The organism is Bradyrhizobium sp. 35 (assembly GCF_023073215.1).
In the GTDB taxonomy this organism is placed as follows: domain Bacteria; phylum Pseudomonadota; class Alphaproteobacteria; order Rhizobiales; family Xanthobacteraceae; genus Bradyrhizobium; species Bradyrhizobium canariense_D.
In genome coordinates this window covers 390,680-414,070 of the sequence record NZ_JADPJC010000113.1, presented here as the reverse complement: position 1 = coordinate 414,070, position 23,391 = coordinate 390,680, and the positions used below count along the sequence as shown (strand labels likewise).

25 protein-coding genes are annotated in these 23,391 nt (G+C 65.7%); 14 read left to right on the top strand and 11 right to left on the bottom strand.

The features are described 5' to 3' along the window. Positions 1-61 precede the first annotated feature (61 nt). The 4 genes from uvrB to IVB36_RS25180 form a co-directional block, all read right to left on the bottom strand. Positions 62-2,983, bottom strand: coding sequence for an excinuclease ABC subunit UvrB (uvrB, locus tag IVB36_RS25195; RefSeq protein WP_247393255.1), 2,922 nt, complete (start codon positions 2,981-2,983; stop codon positions 62-64). Positions 2,984-3,084: 101 nt separating this feature from the next. Next, entirely contained in the window at positions 3,085-3,315 is a 231-nt protein-coding gene (locus IVB36_RS25190) for a hypothetical protein (protein ID WP_018453534.1), read from the bottom strand. Positions 3,316-3,373: 58 nt separating this feature from the next. Continuing rightward, entirely contained in the window at positions 3,374-3,601 is a 228-nt protein-coding gene (locus IVB36_RS25185; protein ID WP_007596778.1) for a hypothetical protein, read from the bottom strand. Between the two features lie 123 nt (positions 3,602-3,724). Continuing rightward, positions 3,725-4,642 carry a LysR substrate-binding domain-containing protein gene (locus IVB36_RS25180; protein ID WP_247369030.1) on the bottom strand — a complete coding sequence of 306 codons (918 nt, stop codon included), beginning with the start codon at positions 4,640-4,642 and terminating at the stop codon, positions 3,725-3,727. A 122-nt stretch (positions 4,643-4,764) separates the two neighbouring features. On the opposite strand from IVB36_RS25180, the gene IVB36_RS25175 reads away from it, so the two are divergent. The 3 genes from IVB36_RS25175 to IVB36_RS25165 all read left to right on the top strand — a co-directional run bounded on the left by IVB36_RS25175 (position 4,765) and on the right by IVB36_RS25165 (position 6,583). Continuing rightward, positions 4,765-5,544, top strand: a complete 780-nt coding sequence (locus tag IVB36_RS25175) for a sulfite exporter TauE/SafE family protein (RefSeq protein ID WP_026232549.1) — start codon at positions 4,765-4,767, stop codon at positions 5,542-5,544. Further along, positions 5,541-5,771: a hypothetical protein gene (locus IVB36_RS25170; RefSeq protein ID WP_018453537.1), complete on the top strand. Its 231-nt coding sequence runs from the start codon at positions 5,541-5,543 to the stop codon at positions 5,769-5,771. The genes IVB36_RS25175 and IVB36_RS25170 overlap by 4 nt, the downstream gene beginning before the upstream one ends. A 113-nt stretch (positions 5,772-5,884) precedes the next feature. Further along, a complete protein-coding gene (locus tag IVB36_RS25165; protein ID WP_018453538.1) occupies positions 5,885-6,583 on the top strand; it encodes a glutathione S-transferase family protein in 699 nt (232 codons plus the stop codon). Between the two features lie 69 nt (positions 6,584-6,652). Here IVB36_RS25165 and IVB36_RS25160 read toward each other — a convergent pair whose 3' ends face one another. Further along, positions 6,653-6,844: a cysteine-rich CWC family protein gene (locus tag IVB36_RS25160; protein WP_083926324.1), complete on the bottom strand. Its 192-nt coding sequence runs from the start codon at positions 6,842-6,844 to the stop codon at positions 6,653-6,655. A gap of 114 nt (positions 6,845-6,958) precedes the next feature. Between IVB36_RS25160 and IVB36_RS25155 the strand changes: the two genes are divergently transcribed. The 3 genes from IVB36_RS25155 to IVB36_RS25145 all read left to right on the top strand — a co-directional run bounded on the left by IVB36_RS25155 (position 6,959) and on the right by IVB36_RS25145 (position 10,172). Next, a complete protein-coding gene (locus tag IVB36_RS25155; protein WP_018453539.1) occupies positions 6,959-8,548 on the top strand; it encodes a DUF1800 family protein in 1,590 nt (529 codons plus the stop codon). A 2-nt stretch (positions 8,549-8,550) separates the two neighbouring features. Continuing rightward, positions 8,551-9,768, top strand: coding sequence for a DUF1501 domain-containing protein (locus IVB36_RS25150; RefSeq protein WP_026232550.1), 1,218 nt, complete (start codon positions 8,551-8,553; stop codon positions 9,766-9,768). An 80-nt stretch (positions 9,769-9,848) separates the two neighbouring features. After that, positions 9,849-10,172: an antibiotic biosynthesis monooxygenase gene (locus tag IVB36_RS25145; RefSeq protein ID WP_007596764.1), complete on the top strand. Its 324-nt coding sequence runs from the start codon at positions 9,849-9,851 to the stop codon at positions 10,170-10,172. A gap of 18 nt (positions 10,173-10,190) precedes the next feature. Here IVB36_RS25145 and IVB36_RS25140 read toward each other — a convergent pair whose 3' ends face one another. The 6 genes from IVB36_RS25140 to IVB36_RS25115 form a co-directional block, all read right to left on the bottom strand. Continuing rightward, positions 10,191-11,132 carry an aldo/keto reductase gene (locus tag IVB36_RS25140; RefSeq protein WP_018453541.1) on the bottom strand — a complete coding sequence of 314 codons (942 nt, stop codon included), beginning with the start codon at positions 11,130-11,132 and terminating at the stop codon, positions 10,191-10,193. Between the two features lie 274 nt (positions 11,133-11,406). After that, on the bottom strand, positions 11,407-11,862 hold the full coding sequence (locus IVB36_RS25135; RefSeq protein WP_018453542.1) for a GNAT family N-acetyltransferase: 456 nt from the start codon (positions 11,860-11,862) through the stop codon (positions 11,407-11,409). Positions 11,863-11,928: 66 nt separating this feature from the next. After that, positions 11,929-12,741 carry a PAS-domain containing protein gene (locus tag IVB36_RS25130; protein WP_018453543.1) on the bottom strand — a complete coding sequence of 271 codons (813 nt, stop codon included), beginning with the start codon at positions 12,739-12,741 and terminating at the stop codon, positions 11,929-11,931. Positions 12,742-12,870: 129 nt separating this feature from the next. Continuing rightward, on the bottom strand, positions 12,871-13,065 hold the full coding sequence (locus tag IVB36_RS25125; RefSeq protein ID WP_018453544.1) for a hypothetical protein: 195 nt from the start codon (positions 13,063-13,065) through the stop codon (positions 12,871-12,873). 37 nt (positions 13,066-13,102) lie between these two features. Next, complete coding sequence (locus IVB36_RS25120; protein WP_007614766.1) at positions 13,103-13,279, bottom strand: hypothetical protein; 177 nt, start codon at positions 13,277-13,279, stop codon at positions 13,103-13,105. 151 nt (positions 13,280-13,430) lie between these two features. Continuing rightward, positions 13,431-14,081 (bottom strand): glutathione S-transferase family protein, encoded by a 651-nt coding sequence (locus IVB36_RS25115; protein ID WP_018453545.1) that lies wholly within the window; start codon positions 14,079-14,081, stop codon positions 13,431-13,433. A 492-nt stretch (positions 14,082-14,573) separates the two neighbouring features. On the opposite strand from IVB36_RS25115, the gene IVB36_RS25110 reads away from it, so the two are divergent. The 8 genes from IVB36_RS25110 to IVB36_RS25075 all read left to right on the top strand — a co-directional run bounded on the left by IVB36_RS25110 (position 14,574) and on the right by IVB36_RS25075 (position 23,388). Next, complete coding sequence (locus IVB36_RS25110) at positions 14,574-15,776, top strand: pyridoxal phosphate-dependent aminotransferase (RefSeq protein WP_007596745.1); 1,203 nt, start codon at positions 14,574-14,576, stop codon at positions 15,774-15,776. Positions 15,777-15,936: 160 nt separating this feature from the next. Beyond that, on the top strand, positions 15,937-16,416 hold the full coding sequence (locus IVB36_RS25105) for a DUF992 domain-containing protein (protein ID WP_026232551.1): 480 nt from the start codon (positions 15,937-15,939) through the stop codon (positions 16,414-16,416). 168 nt (positions 16,417-16,584) lie between these two features. Then, positions 16,585-18,633, top strand: coding sequence for an elongation factor G (locus IVB36_RS25100; RefSeq protein ID WP_026232552.1), 2,049 nt, complete (start codon positions 16,585-16,587; stop codon positions 18,631-18,633). 358 nt (positions 18,634-18,991) lie between these two features. Beyond that, positions 18,992-19,264: a helix-turn-helix transcriptional regulator gene (locus IVB36_RS25095; protein ID WP_007614761.1), complete on the top strand. Its 273-nt coding sequence runs from the start codon at positions 18,992-18,994 to the stop codon at positions 19,262-19,264. A 109-nt stretch (positions 19,265-19,373) separates the two neighbouring features. Beyond that, positions 19,374-21,128: a SulP family inorganic anion transporter gene (locus tag IVB36_RS25090; protein WP_247296238.1), complete on the top strand. Its 1,755-nt coding sequence runs from the start codon at positions 19,374-19,376 to the stop codon at positions 21,126-21,128. Positions 21,129-21,222: 94 nt separating this feature from the next. Continuing rightward, positions 21,223-22,056: a shikimate dehydrogenase gene (locus IVB36_RS25085; RefSeq protein WP_204512354.1), complete on the top strand. Its 834-nt coding sequence runs from the start codon at positions 21,223-21,225 to the stop codon at positions 22,054-22,056. Between the two features lie 66 nt (positions 22,057-22,122). Further along, a complete protein-coding gene (locus IVB36_RS25080; RefSeq protein ID WP_085348798.1) occupies positions 22,123-22,749 on the top strand; it encodes a hypothetical protein in 627 nt (208 codons plus the stop codon). Between the two features lie 15 nt (positions 22,750-22,764). Next, entirely contained in the window at positions 22,765-23,388 is a 624-nt protein-coding gene (locus IVB36_RS25075; RefSeq protein WP_026232553.1) for a hypothetical protein, read from the top strand. Positions 23,389-23,391 lie beyond the last annotated feature (3 nt).

Sequence of the window (23,391 nt, the reverse complement as noted above, 5' to 3'; positions counted from 1 at the left end):
CGGGACGAGTGGCGCGAACGCGCGTGCTGCGTAAGCGCTTCTGATCACTGCCAGTCTCTCTTCACGCTGTCCCATATCGCCCTGACTGCCTTGAATCCGTCGGCTGGATGATGCGGCTCTCGCCACCGAACGGCTTCGACGGCAGCGCGCGGTCGCCCCGATATGGCAACGATTCCGGGCCGTGCATCTCGTCGAGATGCGGCTTGTGGATTCGCGAGCCCTTGCTGCCGCTGGCCTTGAGCGCTGTGGCGGCGCTCTTGTTCTTCAGCGCGCTGACCGGCAAATTGGCGGCGTCGCCGTATTTCTTCGCGCCCGCATAGGCTCCGGCCTTGCCCTGCACCGTGCGCTGCTTGACGGTGGGATCGTCGACCACCGCGAGCTCGGTGGCGCGCAGGCGCTTGACCTCGTCGCGCAGGCGCGCGGCTTCCTCGAAGTTCAGATCGGCGGCGGCCTCGCGCATCCTCGTCTCGAGATCGCCGAGCACGGCTTCAAAATTGTGGCCGATCGAGATGACGTCGTCGGTCATGTCGTGGCCGCCGATCTCGACCAGCACGTGATCGCGCTCGTAGACGCTGTTCATGATGTCGCCGATCGACTTCTTGATGCTCTCCGGCGTGATGCCATGCGCCGTGTTGTACTCGACCTGCTTCTCGCGGCGGCGGTCGGTTTCGGCGATGGCGCGCTCCATCGATCCCGTCATCTGGTCGGCATAGAGGATCACCTTGCCGTCGACGTTGCGCGCGGCGCGGCCGATGGTCTGGATCAGCGAGGTTTCGCTGCGCAGGAAGCCTTCCTTGTCGGCGTCGAGGATCGCGACCAGCGCGCATTCGGGAATGTCGAGGCCTTCGCGCAGCAAATTGATGCCGACCAGCGCGTCGAACGCGCCGAGCCGCAGATCGCGAATGATCTCGATGCGTTCGATGGTGTCGATATCGCTGTGCATGTAGCGAACGCGAATGCCCTGCTCATGCAGATATTCGGTGAGATCCTCCGCCATGCGCTTTGTCAGCACCGTAATCAGCGAGCGATAGCCGGCCTGCGCCGTGGCCCGGACCTCGCCGACGAGATCGTCGACTTGGGTGCGGGCCGGGCGGATGTGGACCGGCGGATCAATCAGACCGGTCGGGCGAATCACCTGCTCGACGAACACGCCGCCGCTCTCGTTGATCTCCCAGGCGCTGGGCGTCGCGGAGACCGCGATGGTCTGCGGCCGCATCATGTCCCATTCCTCGAAGCGCAGCGGGCGGTTGTCCATGCAAGAGGGCAGCCGGAAGCCATATTCGGCGAGCGTCGCCTTGCGGCGGAAGTCGCCGCGGAACATGCCGCCGATCTGGGGAACGGTGACGTGGCTCTCGTCGGCGAACACCAGCGCGTTGTCGGGCACATATTCGAACAGCGTCGGCGGCGGCTCGCCGGGCAGGCGCCCGGTGAGATAGCGCGAATAGTTCTCGATGCCGGCGCAGCTTCCGGTTGCCTCCATCATCTCGAGGTCGAAGGTGGTGCGTTGCTCCAGTCTTTGCGCTTCCAGCAGGCGGCCCTGGTCGTGGAGCTGGTCCAGCCGCATCTTCAATTCGGATTTGATCGACTTGATCGCCTGCACCAGCGTCGGGCGCGGCGTCACATAGTGCGAGTTGGCGTAGATCTTGATGAATTCGAGCTCGTCCTGCTTGTGGCCGGTGAGCGGGTCGAACTCCTCGATGGTCTCGACGGTGTCGCCGAACAGGTTCACGCGCCAGGCACGGTCTTCATAGTGCGCCGGGAAGATGTCGATGACATCGCCGCGCACGCGAAATGTGCCGCGGGTAAAATCGGCCTGGGTGCGCTTGTACTGCAGCGCGACGAGGTCGGCGATCAGCTGGCGCTGGTCGATGCGCTCGCCCTTCTTCAGGGCAAAGGTCATCGCGGTGTAGGTTTCGACCGAGCCGATACCGTAGATGCAGGACACCGAGGCAACGATGATGACGTCGTCGCGTTCGAGCAGCGCGCGCGTCGCCGAGTGGCGCATGCGGTCGATCTGCTCGTTGATCGAGGAGTCCTTTTCTATGTAGGTGTCGGTGCGAGGGACATACGCTTCCGGCTGGTAATAGTCGTAATAGCTGACGAAATACTCGACCGCGTTGTCGGGGAAGAAGCTCTTGAACTCGCCATAGAGCTGGGCGGCGAGCGTCTTGTTCGGTGCCAGGATGATGGCGGGCCGCTGCGTCGCCTCGATCACCTTGGCCATGGTGTAGGTCTTGCCGGAGCCGGTCACGCCGAGCAGCACCTGCGAGCGGTCGTTGCGGTTGATGCCCTCGACCAGCTCGGCGATCGCGGTTGGCTGGTCGCCGCGCGGCTCATAATGCGACTTGATCTCGAAGCGCACGCCGCCTTCGGACTTTTCCGGGCGCGGCGGCCGATGCGGGGTCCACACCCTGGTGGAGCCGTCGTCCTTGCGGAACTCCGGCCGGCCCTCGCGGATCAGCGATTCCAGCGCGTCGGCGGTGGCCTTGACGCCGAGCGCCTCCATCTTGCTGCGCGGCGGACGAGCCAGGGCTTCGGCATCGTCCTCTTCCGTCGGGAGGCCGAGCTGACGCGCCAGTTCCGGATCGAGCGTCGGTATCGTGGCCGCGGTTCCGTAATTGGCCTGCGGCGCCTCGTCGAAGCCCGCGTCGCGGGCGCCGGGCGGCTGCGGATTGGGCCGCAGCGGCATTGGCCTCGTATTGTCCTGCGGAAACTCTTTCGGCGTCGAGGCCCGCGCGCGATGCGCGGCGGCCTCGCCTCCGGAGCGGCGATCGCGCGAATTGTCCGGCGGCGGCTGCAGTCCGGTGCCCGATCCGAGCCCGGCACCGCCGCGATTGATCGCGGGATTGAGCAACTCGGCCAACGCCGGCCCGATCGGCTGCACGTCGGGGCGAGACGCCTTGGAATTCGGCGCCTTCGCGTTCGGAGCCTTGGCCTTGGGGGATTTGCCGGATTTTTCGGAGGATGCAGGTTTCTTCGCCATGCTCCGAATATGGGGCGAGTCCGCCTCGCAATAAAGAGCGAATGCCCGGCAATGCTCAGACTGCTGACAGCAGGTTGGCAGCAGGCCTTGGGATCTTGCGATCAGGCCGCCGGCAGCGGTCCCTCATCGTCCCCGGCTGCCTGACGCGGCTCGAGGATGTCGAGATGGATGCCGCCGCAATCGGTGCAGCGCATGGTCCAATACTCGCATCCGGCACGGCCGCCGATCACGCGGAGCACCGTGAGATCGCCCTCGCATTCCGGGCAGCTGGACAACACATTGCGGGTGTAAATCCTCGGCCGCGGCGTGTCTTCGAATTCGATGACTGACATGACCGATTTCCCCCTTTGACCCTGCGCCGTTCCTTGGTTCGCCTGCAGTCCCGCTCGCTTATTCGTCGTCGCTGTCGTCGGCCCGCCGGCGGAAGCGATCGATGTGGTGCTTGGCATGGGCAATCGCGGCATCGGGATCAGGCCAGGCGAAGCCGACTTCCATGGCCGGAAACAGCACGCCGTCGATGGCAACCGGGCTGAAATCGGCACGCCGGATCCGGGCGTGCCACAGCCCCTGGCCAGCTTCGAAGGATTCGATGTCAAAGCCGTCGTAAAGGGTCGTCATTGCAGTCCCCAAAATGTTTTATTCGAGCGCCTTGTTGGAGGGTCAGGGGACCACGTTTGCGGATTCTGGGATGTGAAGCCGTTCACAAGCGGCGGGCTTTTTTGCCAAAGTCCGATAGCAGCGTCAGTTCCGCGCGCTGGTGCGGCCGGGCCGGCGGACGGGACGGGCGGCGGGTTCCGACGCCACGCGCATGATCCACCGGCGGAACGCGGCAAAGTCGCGCTGCTCGGTCTGGAAGCTGCGATAGAGCAGGTACCAGCGCATGCCCTTGGGCACCGAGAGCTCGAATGGCGCCACCAGCCGGCCGGCGGCGAGGTCGTCGTCGATATAGGGTCGGATGCCCATGGCGATTCCGAGCCCGTCGGCGGCAGCCTGAAGCGCCTGGCCGTAGAACTGGAACTCCGGTCCCCGCGCGTTGACGCGCGCGAGGTTTGCGGCCTTGAGCCAGATCGGCCAGTCCTCGGGCGAATGCGCGACGCGGATCAGGCTCGGTGCCTTGAGATCGGCCGGGCGCTTCAGCGAGGAGGCGAGGCGGGGCACGCAGACCGGCGTGAGGTCGCCGGCGAACAGCGGCTCGGCCACCAGCCCCGGCCAGTCGCCGGTGCCGAGCTGGATGCCGCAGCTCCAGTCCTCGCCGAACGGCACCGACGCGCCGCCGGTGGTGAAGCGCACCTCGATGTCGGGCTCTTCGCTGCGAAACTCCGACAGGCGCGGGATCAGCCAGCGCATCGCAAAGGTGTGGCCGATGCCGATGGTGAGCACGCGGACGCTCGAGGGCGCCGTCACCTGCGCGGTGAGGCTTGCGAGCGCATCGAAGATCGGCGTCAGCCCGCTCTGATAGGCGCGGCCCGCCTGCGTCAGCAGCAGCTTGTTGGCCTTGCGCTCGAACAGCGCGACGCCGAGCCGTTCTTCCAGGATGTGCACCATGCGGCTCACGGCGGCTGCCGATACGCTCAGCTCGAGGCCGGCCGCGGCAAAGCTGCCGGCCCGCGCCGCGGCCTCGAATGCCTTGATGCCGTTGAGAAACAGCAAGCGCCGCAAATGACCGACCCTCAGGAAAGCTGATGCCAGGCCAAGATAACTCAGTTTGCGTAGACGGGGCAAGCGGGGCACGTTTCCTTCGCTTCGCGCCGCGAGCGGGGAGAAGGTCGGGAGATTTTTACGTGACGCCCATCATGATCGCTGCCCTTGGATTGCTGATGGTCGGCACCGCGTTCCTGTCGGGGCTGTTCGGCATGGCGGGCGGGCTGATCCTGATCGGCGTGCTGCTGGCCTTGATGCCGCTGCCGACCGCGATGGTGCTGCATGCGATCACGCAGATGACCTCGAACGGCTGGCGCGCCTTTCTCTGGCGGACGCATATCCGCTGGCGCCCGGTCGCGAACTATATGGTCGGCGCGGCCGTCGCGCTCGCGGCGTGGTCGCTCACGCGCTACGTACCGGACAAGCCGGTCGCGCTGCTGCTGCTCGGGATCACGCCGTTCATGGCCCGGCTGCTGCCCGCCAACATCAAGCCGGATCCCGACCGTCTCTGGCAGGGCACCGTCTACGGCACGATCTGCATGGGCCTCATGCTGATGACCGGCGTGTCGGGGCCGCTGCTCGACACCTTCTTCCTCGGCGGCGATTTCGGCCGGCGCGAGAAGGTGGCGACCAAGGCGATGTGCCAGCTCGTCAGCCATTTCAGCAAGCTGATCTATTTCGGCGGCGTGATCGACCAGGCGGCGACGCTCGATCCCGTGCTCGCGGCCGTCGCGATCGCAGCATCCATGCTCGGCACCACGCTGGCGCGGCGCATCCTCGAAGCCATGACCGATCAGCAATTCGTGGCCTGGTCGATGAAGCTGATCACCACCATCGCCTGCTACTATATCGCCTATGGCAGCTGGCTGCTGGTCCGCACGCCGGTGCTGGCAGCCTTCGACAAGGGAGGTTTGCAATGAGCGAGACTGCCGACCCGCTGGTGCTGGACTTCGTCGAGTGGGTTGCGCGCGAGCCCCGCGCCTATGCCGAGGTGATCGCGACCTGGAAGACGTCGTGCCCGCGCCTCACCATCTGGGAAGACGCCGCCGACCGCGGCTATGTCGCGCGCGAGACGCTGCCCGGAATGGGGCTGGTGATCGCGGTGACGGAGGACGGCGAGAGGCTGCTGCGCACGAACGGGCGCTAGCTCTCCACATCCGTCGTTGCGAGCGCAAGCGAAGCAATCCAGAATGCTTCCGCGGCGGCAGTCCTGGATTGCTTCGCTTCGCGTGCAATGACGGAATACCGGGAGACCCTTTCATGTCGCTCAAACTCTTCGAACTCGTCGGCACAGACGCCTCGCGACCGTTCAGCCCGTTCTGCTGGCGCACGCGAATGGCACTGGCGCACAAGGGCCTTTCGGCGGAAACGTTGCCCTGGCGCTTCACCGAGAAGAGCGCGATCGCGCCACATGGCTCGGAGAAGGTTCCGGTGCTGCTGCATCACGACCAGCCGGTGGTCGATTCCTGGACGATCGCGATCTATCTCGAAGACAAGTTTCCGGATCGTCCGTCGCTGTTTGGCGGCGAGGGCGGGCGCGCCATGGCACGCATGCTCAATGTCTGGGGCGACATCGCCATCGTCGGCGGCATCTTTCCATTGATCATCGCCGACATTCCCAACAATCTGGATGAGGTCGACGCCGCCTATTTCCGCCAGTCGCGCGAGGCCCGTTTCGGCGGCAAGAGGCTGGAAGAGATCATGGCCAGCCGCGATGCCGGCGTGGTCGCCTTCCGCAAATCGCTCGAGGTGATGCGGCAGACCCTCAAGAAGCAGCCCTTCATCGGCGGCGCCGCACCGAACTATGCCGACTACATCGTGTTCGGCGGTTTTCAGTGGGCGCGCGCGACGAGCCCGTTCAAGCTGCTGGAAGCGGACGACCCGGTTTACGCCTGGCGCGAAAAGCTGCTGGATGCGTTCGACGGCATGGCACGGAAGTCCCCGGGGCATCCAGTGTAGTTGTCGCGAGCCGTCTCTCCTCAACGTCGTCCTGGCGAAAGCTAGGACCCATACCGCGGACGCGGAGGGTTATGTTGCCTCCGCCGCCGCACGCAAGCACGCCCGGCACAAGCAATCCTCGCCCTTGACCGGCATCGGCAGCCGCGCCGTTTCTTCCGCGCACCAGCAGGTGCCGGAGAGGTCGCAGCCGAACTCGGCGCCGCAACGAGAGCAGGCGAGGCGGCGGGGTTGCTGCGCCGGAATGTCTTGCCGATTTGTCATGATTTGCGCAAAAGCCGGGCTGTCGTTTTCATGCCGGGTTCATCTCCCGCTGCGGTATATTAGGCCTCGCGCACGTATCGGGAAAGCGGTTGGCAGCGCGCGAAGGACATATCGATGGCCCGCGATTCGCAAGCCGCGCTCGTCGCGCTCAACCGTTTCGGCTTCGGCGCCCGCGGCGGCGCATCCGGCGATCTCATCAACGCGGCCTCCGATCCTCGCGGCTTTGTGAAGGCGGAACTCACTCGTCCCAACGGTGTGCTGCTGGAGGCGCCGGGCCTGCAATCCGCGCCGCAGCTCGGGCAGGCCGTGTTCGCCTATCAGGATCAGGTCAAGCAGGCGCGCGAGGCCGCCGCGAAGGCCGGCGCGCCGACTGAAGCGCCGTTGCAAGCGCCGGCCGATCAGAGGCCCGGACCGCGCCGCAATCTCTCGCTGAACGCCGTGGCAACCGAGATCGCCGGCCAGATGGCCGAGGCCAAGCCCGGTAACAATAAGCCGGCTGACAACAAGCCGGCGGACAATATGGCCAAGCCGGACACTATGCAGCCCAACGCGGCCGCGCCGCCTGCCGCAAAACCCGCCCCGCAGCCGCTCAACGTCATCCAAAAAACCTTTCGCGCCGAGGCACTGGCGCGGTTGCAGCGCGCGACGCTGGTCGAGTGCGGCTTCACCGAACGGCTGGTCGTGTTCTGGTCCAACCATTTCTGCATCTCCGCCAGCAAGGGCGAGCTGGCGCGGATCTGGGCCGGTGCGTTCGAGCGCGAGGCGATCAGGCCGCATGTGCTCGGACGTTTCGCCGACATGCTGAAAGCGGTGGAGCAGCATCCGGCGATGCTGTTCTTCCTCGACAACCAGCAATCGCTCGGACCGGACTCGCGCGCGGGCCAGAACCGCAAGCGCGGGCTGAACGAAAATCTCGCGCGCGAGATCATGGAGCTGCATACGCTCGGCGTCGGCGGCGGCTATACGCAGGACGACGTCACCTCGCTCGCGCGCATCATCACCGGCTGGACCTTTGCTGGCCGGCAGGGACAGCTGGGAGCGCCCGGTTCGTTCGTGTTCAACGTCAATGCGCACCAGCCCGGGCCGCAAATGCTGCTCGGCAAGACCTACGAGCCGACCGGCCTTGCGCAAGGCGAAGCCGCCCTCGCGGACATCGCACGCCATCCCTCGACCGCGAGCTTCATCGCCACCAAATTCGTCCGCCACTTCGTCGCCGACGATCCGCCGCCGGCGCTGGTGGCGCGACTGCGCGATGTCTTCATCAAGACCGACGGGGATCTCAAAGCGCTGGCAACCGCACTGGTCGATTCCGACGAGGCGTGGAAGGCGCCACTGACGAAGATGCGCAGCCCTTATGATTTCCTGGTCGCGAGCGGCCGGCTGCTCGCGCGCGTGCCGGAGGATCCCGGCGCCTATCTCAACAACCTCAATCTGCTGGGCCAGCCGCTGTGGTCGCCGGCCGGCCCGAATGGTTTCGCCGACACCAATGCCGCCTGGGCTGCGCCGGAAGGCATCAAGCTCCGGCTCGACATTGCCGCGCAAATGGGCGCGCGGCTTGGGCCCAACATCGACCCGCTCGATTTGTTGGAATTTGCCGCCGCGGATGCGGCCTCGATCGAAACGCGGCGGACCATCGAGCGCGCGGAGTCGCGGCAGCAGGCGCTGGCGCTGCTGTTGATGTCGCCCGAAATGCAGAGGAGATGATGATGATCGACTGCGTCGAGAACCGGCTCCTCACCTCGCGGCGCGGCCTCCTGCTTGGCGGCGCCTCGTTCGCGGCCTGGGCTTACTTGCCGAAATTCGCGCGCGCCGCGGATGGCCGCGATCCTCGCCTGATCGTGGTGATCCTGCGCGGCGCGCTTGATGGGCTTTCGACCGTCGCGCCCGTCGGCGATCCCGATTATGCCGGCCTGCACGGGGCGATCGCGCTCACGGCGGACGGTGCGCATCCCGCGATCATGCTCGATACTTTCTTTGCGCTGCATCCGGCGATGCCTGAGTTCGCACGCATGTATCGCGACAGGCACGCCGCGGTGATCCACGCGGTCGCGACGCCCTATCGCGACCGCTCGCATTTCGACGGCCAGGACGTGCTCGAAAGCGGCTATGCCGGCCCGGGGCGCGTGCAATCCGGTTGGCTCAACCGCGCGCTGGAAGCGCTGCCGCGCGGCGAGCGGGTGTCGAGTGCTCTTGCCGTCGGCCCGACCACGCCGCTGGTGCTGCGCGGCAATGCGCCGACCGTCGGCTGGGCGCCGGTGGCGCTGCCGCAAGCCGATGACGACACCGCAATGCGTCTGGTCGAGCTCTATCGTCACCGCGATCCCGCGCTGGCGGCTGTGCTGTCGCAGGGCCTTGCGCTGGAAAAGGCCGCGAGCGGCGACGACATGAAGCCGAAGCCGGGCAACGCGGTCGCGCAGATGCGGCAGGTCGCGCGCGGCGCCGCAAAACTGATGGCGTCCGACGACGGCCCGCGCATCGCGGCGCTCGCGTTCGATGGCTGGGACACGCACGCCAATGAAGGCGGCCCTGTCGGTCGCCTCGCATTCCTGCTCGGCGGGCTCGACGGTGCGCTCGCCGAGTTCGAAAGCGGCTTAGGGGAACGCTGGCGCGACACCGTCGTCGTGGTCGCCACCGAATTCGGCCGCACCGCGCGCATCAACGGCACAGACGGCACCGATCACGGCACGGGAACGATCGCGCTGCTCGCCGGCGGCGCGGTGAAGGGCGGCCGCGTCATCGCCGACTGGCCCGGCCTCAAGCCCGCCAACCTTTTCGAGGCCCGCGACCTCAAGCCCACCACCGATCTGCGCTCCGTGATCAAGGGCGTGCTGCAGGGCCAGTTCGGCCTGTCGGATCGCGTGCTGGCCGAGACGGTGTTTCCAGATAGCGCAAGCGCACGTCCGATGAAGGGGTTGGTTGCTTAACCTACGATTCCGGGGCCCGCACCTTGCGGCGCGTCCCGGAATGACGACATGATCGGCCGAACGTCAGGAGACCATCACCCATGTACATCGCCATGAACCGCTTCCGCGTCGCCAAGGGCTCCGAGGCTGCTTTCGAACAGGTCTGGCTTTCGCGCGATACTCATTTGGACAAGGTGCCGGGCTTCGTCGAGTTTCATCTGCTGCGTGGCCCCGAGCTCGAGGATCACACGCTGTACGCCTCGCACACGGTGTGGGCGAACCATGCGGCGTTCGAGGCCTGGACCAAATCGGATGCCTTTCGTGCCGCGCACGCGCGGGCCGGCGACACCAAGCCGACCTATCTCGGCCATCCCCAGTTCGAGGGCTTCGAGGTGATGCAGACGGTGGGGCGCGGCGCCAAGTAGCGCGCGCCGCCGCAAAGATCAGCCCAGCGTGATCTTGTCGATCTCCGCCATCTCCTCCGCACCGAGTTTCCACGCAATCGCCTTCACGTTCTCCTCGACCTGCGCGACGCGGGTGGCGCCGGCAATCACGCTCGACACTTGCGGGCGCGCGGCGAGCCAGGAGAAGGCGAGCTCGAGCATGCTGTGCCCGCGCGCTTTCGCAAATGCCGTGAGCTTCTCGACGATGTCCTCGTTGCGCGGCGTGACATAGCGGTCGCGTAATGCCGGTACCTTGCCGAAGCGCGTATCGGTCGGGGCGGCCGCGCCGCGCTGGTACTTGCCGGTGAGCAGCCCGCTTGCGAGCGGGAAGAACGGCAGCAGGCCGAGCTTGTACTCTTGTGCCGCCGGCAGCAGATCCTTTTCGATGTCGCGCACCAGCAGGCTGTATTCGTCCTGGCAAGAGACGAAGCGGCTGACATTCATCGCGCGCGCGGTGAACTCGGCCTCCGCTAGGCGCCAGGCCGGAAAATTGGAATTGCCGATGTAGCGCACCTTGCCTTGACGGACGAGATCGTCGAGCGCGCGCAGCGTCTCCTCCATCGGAGTCAGCGGGTCGTAATCGTGCTGCTGATAGAGATCGATGTAGTCGGTCTTGAGCCGCGTCAGGCTCGCCTCGACTGCGTTCATGATGTAGCGGCGCGAAGCGCCCTGCTTGGTTCCGTCGGCCGCCATCGGCTTGGAGAATTTGGTGGCGAGCACGATCTCCTTGCGGCGGTCGCCGAGCACGGTGCCGAGCACCGTTTCCGAACCGCCCATGCCGGCATAGATGTCGGCGGTGTCGAACAGCGTGATGCCGAGATCGAGCGCGCCGTGGATCACCTTGCGCGAGGTCTCCAGGTCCGTGCGCTGGCCGAAATTGTTGCAGCCAAGCCCGACCGCAGACACGCGCAGGCCGGAGGCGCCGAGATTGCGAATTTCCATGGGAGATCCCCGTCGGAGATGGGCAGGGGCGCATTGTGACCGCGGTGCCCCGCCGCAGCAAGCCGTGCGCCGCGTTGCTGCCATGCTGACAAGGCTGCCGACAAGGACTGCCGACAAAAAAATGCGGCCCCTGTCAGACGCGGCGACTGACGGGGACCGCTTTGGGGCGCTTGATCGGTGACGGGGGGCTGACCAGACGCAGCTGCAGCCTAGTCCCGCTATGTTACGCGCAGGTGACAGACAGAGTTATCCACAGGCGGCGCGATCGCGAGGATCAGAAGATCTTGCGATAGACGATGAACCCGGAACGCTCGGCGACCTTGTCGTACAGGCGCTGCGCCGTCACGTTGGTCTCGTGCGTCTGCCAGTACACGCGCGGCGATCCCATGAGCTTTGCGCGCTCGTAGACGCCGTGGATCAGCGCCGAGCCGACGCCCTTGCCGCGCGCGGCCTCGGTCGTGAACAGGTCCTGCAGATAGCAGGACGGCTCGATCGCGGTGGTGCTGCGGTGAAACAGGTAATTCGTCATCCCGAGCAGGCGGCCGTCACTCTCGGCGACCAATCCGTGCACCGGCTCATAGGCATCGAAAAAGCGCTGCCATGTCACGCGCGTGATTTCGGGCGAGAGCGCGGTCGGACCGGAGCGGCCGTAGAAGGCGTTGTAGCCGTCCCACAGCGGCAGCCATTGATCGTAGTCCTGCCTGGTGACGGGGCGAATGGTGAGCGACATATGAAATTCCCGCGATCGATGAGGCGTCCTTCATACGTGATGATGGACGTGCTGATCAATCGCGCATCACTCCGCGACGCGCAGATACCGGATCAGCTTGCGGCCCGCGGGATCGCGCAGCGAGCGGTAGTAGTCGGCGCGGGACGGCGCATCGGTGTGGCGCACGAGGTCGGTCACCGGCGTGTAGCTCAGCATGCGGCCGCCGTCGGGCAGCGCGGCACAGACGAAGCGCAACACCTCGCCATTGCGCAAGGCGATGTTGATCGGCGTGGCATCGCCGATCCGGACCATCTCCATGCGCTGAGCGATGAAGGTGCCGAGTTCGTCCTCGGGCAATTCGAACGCGCCGGTGTCGCGGCCGTGATACATCAGCGCGACGAACGGCGGCTTGCCGTCGGCGATGTCGTCCGGCACCGCAAAATAATCGCGGAACGCGCGGTTGATGAATTCGGCGCGCGTCTCGGCATCGAGCAGCACGATGCCGATATCGACCTGGTCGAGCGCGGCCGACAGCCGCGCGGCGATGGCGTGACTCCGACGCTCGGCGGCAAACGTGCCGAGCAGCCGCTGGCGCATCAGGCCGGTGATGCCTGCGGTGCCCGCGGCCGTCGCGGCCAGGAGGCCGAGCTGGATCATATCCGCCGTGGTAAGGCCTGCAACGCCGTGCCGGCTGAGAAGCAGCAGTGCCGCGCCGATGACGGCGATGGCTGCGCTGGCGACGGCGGAAGCGGGACCCGAGAGCGCGCCGGCGAGCGCCACGATGCAGACGAGCAGCGGCGCGGGCCAGGGAGTGGGGACGAAGCGATCGAAAAACACCGTCAGCAGCAAAGTCGCTGCCGTCAGCGCCGGACCGGAGATCGCACGCCATCCCAACCGCATGGGGCTGTCTCGCTCCTTCCTGAACGAGGTAAGGCGGCAACACTGACCGAACATTGCGCCATTGCGATGCGGTTTCGCGCGGTGTGCTTAAGGTGCGCTTTGGGTCTCGCGCAAAGCTTTCGGATGATTTTAGACCAAGTGCGCGTGCTTGAGACGTTGTTGCAGCGCGGGCGCATTCAGCTTCGACGTCCCCTGGCCCTTGCGCGTGCCGACGAAGATCAACAGCGATGCCGCGACCAGGATGGCCGCGGTCAGGGTGATTGCAACGATGACCACAGGTGATTTCATCGACGTCCTGTCGCGATGCCGGTCGGCGCGGGCCATGCGGCGCCTTGAAGGCGGGTCCAGGATGAAGCGGGAATCAGACCGGCAGGCCCATCGCCATGGTCGCCTTGGTCGACAGCACCGTCAGGGTGACGATCAGGCACAACGAGAGCGCGGCGACGGCGAGCGAGGCCGCGACCGCGTTGGTCAGCCGGGAAGACGAAACGGTAGCGGGTGGGCCCTGAAAGCCTGCCGTGCCGGACGCCCGAATCATGGTCTAAATCCTTCAACGCGCGAGCGAATCACCCGCGACATCGAACAATTTCACTGTTGCAATCGGCAATATTGCGGCGGCCAATCGAGCGAAAATGGCGAGATTGCGGCAATGGTGACCTTTATGCCCGCTATTTGCCAGAGCTCGCCCCTCAGGCACCAGCGGCGATGCTGGCGGGGTCCTCGATGTCGGCCGGCCGCCAGTCCATTGCGACGTAGCCAGGCGCCGCTTCCACGCGCTTCAGCCAGTCCCGGATCGCCGGGAAGGTCGAGAGGTCGAAGTCGCAGCGGTCGGCGAGGTGGGTATAGCCGTACAGCGCGATGTCGGCGACCGTGAGCTGGCGGGCGGCGAAATAGGCGTTGGTCCTGAGATGATTCTCCATCACCTGGAGCGCGCCATAGCCGCGCTCCATCCAGTCCTCCAGCGAATGAGTCTGGAGGTCGCGGCCGCCCCTCACCAGCGACAGCCAGAAATAGGCCGCGCCGATGTTCGGCTCCAGCGCGTGCTGCTCGAAGAACATCCATTGCAGCGCGTCGGCGCGATCGATGCGGTTCTCCGGCGCGAGCGGCGTGCCGACGGCGACGTACCAGAGAATGGCGTTGGACTCGGCGAGATAGCGATCGTCGCCGACCTCGAGCAGCGGCACCTGGCCGGATGGGTTCTTGGCCAGGAAGTCCGGGGTGCGGCTCTCGCCGCGCAGAATGTCCACCTCGACCGCTTCGTACGGCAAGTTCAGCAGCGCCAGCGCAAGGCGGACCTTGTAGCTGTTGCCCGAGCGCTGCATCGAATAGAGCTTGTACATTCTGGGGATGATTCCGGACGACGGGAGGGCGCGGCGCTTGTTGCCCCGCAACGCGGCTAAACAATGATGCCGATGCGAATCCGCCGCAAGACCCGGCCAATAGAAAAACTCGAAAACCCTACCGCATTGCAATGCGGCGGAAGATCATTTCCGTGCGACCATCCAACTCAGTTCACGCTTGCGTCAACGCGCAAGTGCGTTGCTCGACGCGATCGTGTGCGAGCACCGCGGTCGCGTCTTGGGCACTGAAGCTTCCGCATCGTCATGGCCCGCAAAATTGCTCCGAGGGCACGCGTTGTCGGATATAAGGGGTTTGCGCGGCAAAGTTACGGAATATTGCGGGAAATCGCGGCTCGAAACGCCAGACACGTAAACTTTTGCGGGATCGGACCGAAGTTTCTTGCGGTGCAACGGCACTCGTTTTAGGGTGGTTCATTCCCACAATCGGAGTCGTGAAGCCAAAGGGCTCACGACGCTTGTCAGGAGATGACGATGTCCTTCCTTGCCGCTGCGCTCGACCGTGTGAAGCCGTCCGCGACCATCGCGGTCACGGATAAAGCACGTGCGCTGAAAGCGGCGGGCCGCAACGTCATCGGTCTCGGCGCCGGCGAGCCCGACTTCGACACGCCCGCGAACATCAAGCTGGCCGCGATCCACGCCATCGAAGCCGGCAAGACCAAGTACACCGCGGTCGACGGCATTCCCGAGTTGAAGGAAGCCATTATCGCCAAGTTTCAGCGCGAGAACGGCGTCGTCTACAAGGCGAACCAGATCATCGTCGGCACCGGCGGCAAGCAGGTGCTCTACAACGCGCTGATGGCAACCATCAATCCGGGCGACGAGGTGATCATCCCCGCGCCGTACTGGGTCAGCTATCCCGAGATGGTGGCGCTCGCCGGCGGCGAGCCGGTGCCGGTGGTCTGCACCGCCGCGACCGGCTTCAAGCTCCAGGCCGAGGCACTCGAGCGCGCGATCACGCCGAAGACCAAATGGGTGATCCTGTGCTCGCCGTCGAACCCGACGGGAGCTGCCTACACCAGGACCGAGCTGAAGGCGCTCACCGACGTGCTGGTCAAGCATCCGCATGTGTGGGTGATGACCGACGACATGTACGAGCACCTCGTCTATGACGACTTCCAGTTCACCACGGTCGCGCAGGTCGAGCCGAAACTCTACGACCGCACGCTCACCGTGAACGGCGTGTCGAAGGCCTATTGCATGACCGGCTGGCGCATCGGCTATGCCGGCGGTCCGGCGCAGCTCATCAAGGCGATGTCGACGATCCAGTCGCAGTCGACCTCGAACCCGTCGTCGATCGCGCAATGGGCCGCGGTTGAGGCGCTGAACGGTCCGCAGGACTTCATCCCCGCCAACAACAAGGTCTTCAAGGAGCGCCGCGATCTCGTCGTCTCCATGCTGAACCAGGCCAAGGGCATCGAGTGCCCGCGGCCCGAGGGCGCCTTCTACGTCTATCCGTCCTGCGCCGGCACCATCGGCAAGACCGCGCCGTCGGGCAAGGTGATCGACAATGACGAGACGTTCGTCACCGAACTGCTGGAGACCGAAGGCGTCGCCGTGGTGCAGGGTTCGGCCTTCGGCCTCGGCCCCGCGTTCCGCATCTCCTACGCGACCAAGACCTCGGACCTCGAAGACGCCTGCAAGCGCATCCAGCGCTTCTGCGGCAATCTGCGCTGAACTCACAGACATGAAGTGACATCAAAGGGCCCGCGCAATGCGGGCCCTTTTTCTTTCAAGTCTGCACGATCTGGCGCCACCGGAACTGTTGTGGCATAGACCATCGCGCGGCGTGTGCCGCGCCTCCATGCTCGCATCACATTCATCGCCGGAGATATTCATGCGCCGTTCACTCCTCCTCGCCGGGCTTGCCGTTGCGAGCCTCGTCGCCTCCGTTACGGGCGCCAGCGCGCAATCGCGGATGGTGCAGGTGGGCGTGCTCGAATGCCGCGGCGGCGCCAGCGTGGGCTTCATCGTGGGATCGGTGACCCATCTCGGTTGCGTGCTGCGCGTCGATGGTTTGCCGGACGACCGTTACGTTGCGACGATCCGCAAGGTCGGTCTGGATATCGGCATCACACAGGAGACGGCTTTGGCGTGGGGCGTGTTCGCGCCGGTGAACCGGCTCGGCCCGGGCGACCTCGCCGGCAACTACGCCGGTGCGCAGGGCAGCGCCTCGGTCGGTGTCGGTCTCGGCGGCAACGTGCTGGTCGGCGGCTCCAACAATTCGATCGCGCTCCAGCCGCTCAGCGTGCAGGGCCAGGTCGGCCTCAACGTCGCCGCCGGCCTCGAGAGCCTGGAACTCCGCCCGGGACGTTGAGACTCGGCGCCAGCCGAAGCGCTCCTCCTCAACCTCTCTCCGGGAGAGGAGGAAATACCGACGACGCACCGCAGCGATTTTTGATGCTTGCCAAATCTCGGGGACGGGCAGAGCATCAGCGTTTGCCGACCCAATCATGGGCCGAGCTCCACACCAAGGAGGCGGCGAATGGGACAAGACGTCAGAAGTCCCCGAGGTCCACGGTGCATCGCGCTGGTGGGCCCTTTCCAAAGCGGTAAAACCACACTTCTCGAAGCCATCCTGGCGCGAACGGGCGCAATCCCGCGCGCCGGCAGCGTCGATGCCGGAACCTCCGTCGGCGACGCCACGCCAGAGGCCCGTCATCACAAGATGACCGTCGGGCTGACTGCCGTCACCACGAGTTTCATGGGCGACAGCTACACCTTCCTCGATTGTCCCGGTTCCGTCGAATTTGCCCACGACATGCGCGCCGCGCTGCCTGCGGTCGATGCCGCAATCGTGGTCTGCGAAGCCGACGAGAAGAAGCTGCCGCAGCTTCAGATCATCCTGCGCGAGCTGGAGGAGCTGGAGATCCCGCGTTTCCTGTTCCTCAACAAGATCGACCGCGCCAACAAGCGCATCCGCGAGACGCTCGAGATGCTCCAGCCCGCCTCGCGCGTACCGCTGGTGCTGCGCCAGATCCCGATCTGGAAGGACGAACTGATCGAGGGCTTCGTCGATCTCGCGCTGGAGCGTGCGTTCATTTACCGCGAGCACAAGGCCTCCGAAGTGGTCGCGCTCCAAGGCGGCGATCTCGATCGCGAGAAGGAGGCCCGCTTTTCGATGCTGGAGAAGCTCGCCGATCACGACGATGCGCTGATGGAGCAGCTGCTCGAGGACATCCAGCCGCCGCGCGATGCCGTGTTCGACGATCTCGCCCGCGAATTGCGCGACGGGCTGATCTGCCCCGTGCTGCTGGGCGCCGCCGCACGCGAAAACGGCGTGCTGCGTTTGATGAAAGCGTTGCGCCACGAGGCGCCCGGTATCGCGGAAACGGCAAAACGTCTCGGCGTTCCCGAAACGAGGGACGCCCTCGGCTTCGTCTTCAAGACGTTGCATTCGCAGCACGGCGGCAAGCTGTCGCTGACGCGCATGCTCGCTGGCCATCTCGACGACGGTGCCACGCTGCAAGCCTCCTCCGGAGGGGCCAGCCGCATCTCCGGCATCCTCGCCGTCACCGGGGCCTACGACACCAAGCGTACCGCGGCGGAAGCCGGCGATACGGTGGCGCTCGCCAAGCTCGACCCGATCAAGACCGGCGACACGGTCTCGAGCGGCAAGATCCAGCCGGCAGCGCTAACCGCCGTAGAACCCACTCCGCCGGTGCTCGCGATCTCGGTTGCGGCCACCGACCGCAAGGACGACGTCAAGCTCGGCCAGGCGCTGATGCGGCTGCACGAGGAGGACCCCTCGCTCGTCTTCGTGATGAACGCGCAGACCCACGACACCGTGCTGTGGGGTCAGGGCGAGATGCACTTGCGCGTCGCGAGCGAGCGGCTGCGCGATCGTTTCGGCGTCAAGGTCGCTTCGCATCCCCCCGCGATCGGCTATCAGGAAACCATCCGCAAGCCGATCGTCCAGCGCGGCCGCCACAAGAAACAGTCTGGCGGGCATGGCCAGTTCGGCGATGTCGTGCTCGACATCAGGCCGCTGCCGCGCGGCGAGGGCTTCAAGTTCGCCGAGAAGGTGGTCGGCGGCGCGGTCCCGCGCAACTACATCGGCGCGGTGGAAGAGGGGGTCATCGACGGGCTCGCCCGCGGCCCGCTCGGTTTCCCGGTCACCGATTTGCAGGTGACGCTGACCGACGGCTCCTATCATAGCGTCGATTCCTCCGACCTCGCCTTCCGCACGGCGGCGCGGGTCGGGCTCACCGAGGGCCTGCCGCAATGCCAGTCGGTGCTGCTGGAGCCGATCCATGTGGTCGAGATCGTCTGCCCGACCGACGCCACCGCCAAGATCAATGCGATTCTGTCGGCACGGCGCGGCCAGATCCTCGGCTTTGACACCCGCGACGGCTGGAGCGGATGGGACTGCGTCCGCGCCATGATGCCGGAAGCCGAGATCGGCGAATTGATCGTTGAGTTGCGCTCGGCCACGGCAGGCGCCGGCAGCTTCACCCGCCAGTTCGACCACATGGCCGAAGTCACGGGGCGCGCCGCCGACCAGATCATCGCAGCGCATCAGCACGCGGCGTGATCGGTCTGCCGAAGTAAGGGACGCATCACTGTCTCACTCCCTCTCGCCGTTCTTACGGGGAGAGGGGTGGGGTGACGGGCTTCACAATGGGCGTGGCGAAGGTTGGACTCACGCTGCTCCTCCCAACCGTCAGTGTGAGCGCAGCGACTTGTCCGCCGAAGCTTTAGCGAAGGCGGAAGCAATCCAGTCTTTCCGCGGAGGAATTCTGGATTGCTTCGTCGCTTCGCTCCTCGCAATGACGGTGGAGACGGATGGCTCGCATGGCGAGCTTCCCCTTGCGTTCGGTCGTTTATGATGTATTTTACATCATTGTGCATGCTCCAGACATCATTTATAATCTTTCATACGTGAGGCCAAGGTGATCACGTCGTTCCAGATGCGGGCAGCGCGTGCGCTGCTCGGCATTGACCAGAGGGCCTTGGCGGAGCTCGCAGGCGTTTCGCTGCCGACCATTCAGCGGATGGAGGCGAGCACCGGCAATGTCCGCGGCGTGGTCGAGACCTTGATGAAAGTGGTCGAAGCCTTTGATCGCGCCGGCGTCGAGCTGATCGGCGAACAGGCGCGCAGCGAAGGCGGCGGACGCGGCGTTCGGCTCAAGGAGCCGGGGCCGCCGCGTCGGGTGGGAGCATGATCCCGCAATGATCATGCTCGGGAGCAGTCTTAACTAACGCACCGTCGCGCCCCGATACGCGGCCGCACGATGCATCGGAGCGTTGTGGGCAGCGGAGCATTTTGCTGAAATGAGCATCACAGGCGAACACGCAGGCAAGCTGCACCAGCCTCGTCGGCCGACCTTTACCGAACTCTATCTGCCAAAGCTCGTCACCGTATGGCGCGAGGGCTATGGCTTATCGGATTTCCGTGCCGATGTGTTCGCGGGCCTCACGGTCGCGATCGTCGCGTTGCCGTTGTCGATGGCGATCGCGATCGCTTCGGGCGTGACGCCGGACCGCGGACTCTACACCGCTGTTGTCGGCGGCTTCATTGCGTCACTGCTCGGCGGCAGCCGATTCCAGATCGGCGGTCCGGCCGGCGCCTTCATTGTGCTGGTTGCGGCGACCGCCGACCGTCACGGGGTTGACGGCGTGGTCCTGGCCACGCTGATGGCGGGCCTGTTCCTGATCGCTGCGGGCTTCCTGCGGATCGGCACCTATATCAAGTTCATTCCATATCCTGTGACGGTTGGCTTCACGGCCGGCATCGCCGTCATCATCTTCGCCAGCCAGCTGCGCGATCTCGGCGGGATCACGCTCCTCGCGAAGGAGCCCAGCGAATTCGTCCCGAAACTCGTCGCGCTTGCCGGGGGCCTGCACACCGTCAATCCGTCGGCCGTCGCGGTTGCGATCGTCAGCATTGCCATCATCGCCGGCCTGCGACGCTGGCTGCCGTCCTGGCCCGGTATCCTGATCGCGGTCGTGCTCGCGGCGGTCGCATGTGCCGTGCTGTCGCTGCCGGTCGAGACCGTCGGATCGCGCTTCGGCGGCATTCCGCGGGAACTGCCCTCGCCAGCCTTGCCTGCATTCTCGCTCGCGAAGGCGACCGCCGTGCTGCCCGATGCGATCTCCTTCGCACTGCTCGCCGCCATCGAATCGCTGCTGTCGGCGGTGGTGGCCGACGGCATGACCGGACGCCGTCACCGCTCCAATTGCGAGCTGGTGGCGCAAGGTGCCGCCAATGTCGGCGCGGCGGTGTTCGGCGGCATCTGTGTCACGGGGCTGATCGCGCGCACGGCGACCAACATCCGCGCCGGCGCGCGGGGGCCGCTCGCGGGCATGCTGCATTCGGTTTTCCTGCTGCTGTTCATGCTGATCGCAGCGCCGCTCGCGAGCTACATCCCGCTGGCCGCGCTCGCCGCCGTGCTCGTCGTGGTGGCCTGGACCATGGCGGAGAAGCACGAATTCGCGACGCTCCTGCGCTCGTCATGGGGCGATGCCGTCGTGCTGCTCGCAACCTTCCTGCTCACCATCTTCCGCGATCTGACCGAGGGCATTCTGGTTGGCTTCGCGCTTGGCGCGGTCCTGTTCATCCATCGCATGGCGGAAATGACGGGCATCGAGGAACGATCGCCACTGGTGGCCGCCGATCGTCCCGATGACGATAATGGCGGGCGCGTGCCTTACGACCCCGCACTCGCGGTCGATCGCGACGTGCTGGTCTATCGCATCACCGGCGCGTTCTTCTTCGGCGCGGCCTCGGCGATCGGCAGCGTGCTCGACGGCATCGCCGACAAGCGCAAGGGTTTTATGGTCGATTTCGCCGACGTGCCGTTCCTGGATTCGACCGCGGCCAACGTGCTCGGCCGCGTCGCCGCCAAGGCCCACCGCCAGGGCATCCGGCTGTTCATCACAGGGGCGTCGCCTGCGGTCCGCCGTGCGCTGCTCACCCATGGCGTCACGCCGCCACGCGCGCGCTATCGCGAGACCATCGCGCGTGCGGTCGCCGACATCAAGGGCGGCGCGGCGCTGCCCGCGGGTGGTGAGGCGGGCACGACCTGACGTCGAGCCTCTCCCGAGACGGCCCCGCGCGCTTGACAGCGCCTGCGGGACGCGAAATGGATCGCCTCCGAAACCACCCCAGGGGAGGACGACCGTGACCAAGGCTCCCGCAGCCTGCCTGATCGGATGGCCGGCCGCGCATTCGCGCTCGCCGCTGATCCATCGTTATTGGCTGCGCACGCTCGGGATCGAGGGCGGCTATGTCATCGAGGCGGTTCCACCCGATAATTTGCGTGACTTCGTCCTGCGGCTGTCGCTGCGCGGCTTCGTCGGCGCCAACGTCACCATCCCGCACAAGGAAGGCGTGCTCGAGCTGTCGACGCCCGATGCCCGCGCGCGAGCGGTCGGTGCGGCCAACACGCTTTGGTTTGCAGACGGCGAGCTGCGCTCGACCAACACCGACGTCGAGGGCTTTATCGGCAATCTCGATGCCAGCGCGCCCGGCTGGGACGCAGCCGAAGAGGCGCTGGTGCTCGGCGCCGGCGGCTCCTCGCGCGCCATCGTGTTCGGGTTGCTTGAACGCGGCATCAAGCGCGTCCATCTCGCCAATCGCACCGTCGGCCGGGCCGAGATGCTTGCAAGGCAGTTCGGGCCGAAGGTGCATCCTGTTGCGTGGGATGGCATCGACCACATTCTGCCGCGTGCAAAACTTCTCGTGAACACGACCTCGCTCGGCATGCACGGTCAGCCTTCACTCGACCTTGAAGTGGCGCGCCTGCCGGATGGCGCCGTGATCGCCGATCTCGTCTATGTCCCGCTGGTGACGCCGCTGCTGGCGGCCGCACAGGCGCGCGGGTTGAAGACCGCCGACGGGCTCGGCATGCTGCTGCATCAGGCGGTCCGCGGCTTCGAGCTGTGGTTCGGCCAGCGGCCGCAGGTCACGGCCGAGCTGCGTGCGCTGGTCGAGGCCGATCTCACAAAGACTTGAGAGAATAGCGCGTAATCTCCGGAGTTCTATGTCCGTAGGGACAATAGGGCGCAATCGGAGACCATCATGTCTGTTCAACGTGCAACTTTCACACGTCCGCTCATCGCCGTCGCGATGGTGGCCGTCTCGACTCTCTCGGCCCTTGCGCAAAGGGCGCCGGTGCCGACGCGCGTGCGAGGCACGATCGAAAGCGTCAATGGCGACACGATGCAGGTCAAGGCGCGCAGCGGCGAGGATGTCAAGCTGCACATCGCCTCCGACGTGAACGTGTCGGGCATTACCAGGATTTCACTTGCCGACATCAAGCCCGGCTCCTTCGTCGGCGCCACCACCGTGCCGGGACCGGACGGAGGCGCGAACGCGGTCGAGGTGCACGTGTTTCCGGAGAGCATGCGCGGCACCGGCGAGGGCTCGCGACCCTATGACCTCAAGCCCAATTCCAGCATGACCAATGCGACCGTGTCGGAGAGCGTGGTCGGCAATGACGGCCATACGCTGCTGGTCAAGTACAAGGACGGCGAGAAGAAGGTGTTCGTCGCCGACAATACGCCGGTGGTGACCTTTGTCCCCGGCGACAGATCCGATCTGAAGGCCGGCGCCAAGGTGATCGCCTTCATGAAGCAGCTGCCGGACGGCTCATTCGAAACCAACCGCGTCAGCGTCGGCCGCGACGGCCTGACGCCGCCGATGTAAATGGAGAATAACAACATGTCGAAGAGAACCTGGATATCACGCCTCGGCGTGGCCGCGTTCGCCGCCTGCATCGTCACGTCATCCGCCCTGGCGCAGCAGACGCCGACGGTCCGCATCCGCGGCACCATCGAGAGCGTCGACGGCAACACGCTCGGCATCAAGACCCGCGAAGGAACCGACGTGAAGGTGCGCATGACCGACAACGTCGCCGTCTTCGCGGTGGTGAAGACGTCGTTGTCGGAGATCAAGGACGGCTCCTATATCGGCGTCACCGGCCTGCCCGAGCCCGACGGCACCCAGAAGGCGATCGCGGTGCACATCTTCCCCGAAAACCAGCGCGGCGCGGCCGAAGGTTTTCGTCCCTGGGACGCGCGCGCCAACTCGACCATGACCAACGCCACCGTGGCGCAGACGGTGAAGGGCACCGACGGCCAGAACATCACGGTCAAGTACAAGGACGGCGAGAAGAAAGTCGTGGTGCCGCCGGACACGCCGATCGTCACCTTCGTCGCCAGCGACAAATCCGAGCTCAAGCCCGGCGCCAAGCTGATCATTTTCGGCGCGGTGAAGAAGGACGATGGTTCGCTTGAGGCCAACCGGGTGAATGTCGGCCGCGACGGGGTGACGCCGCCGATGTGAGGG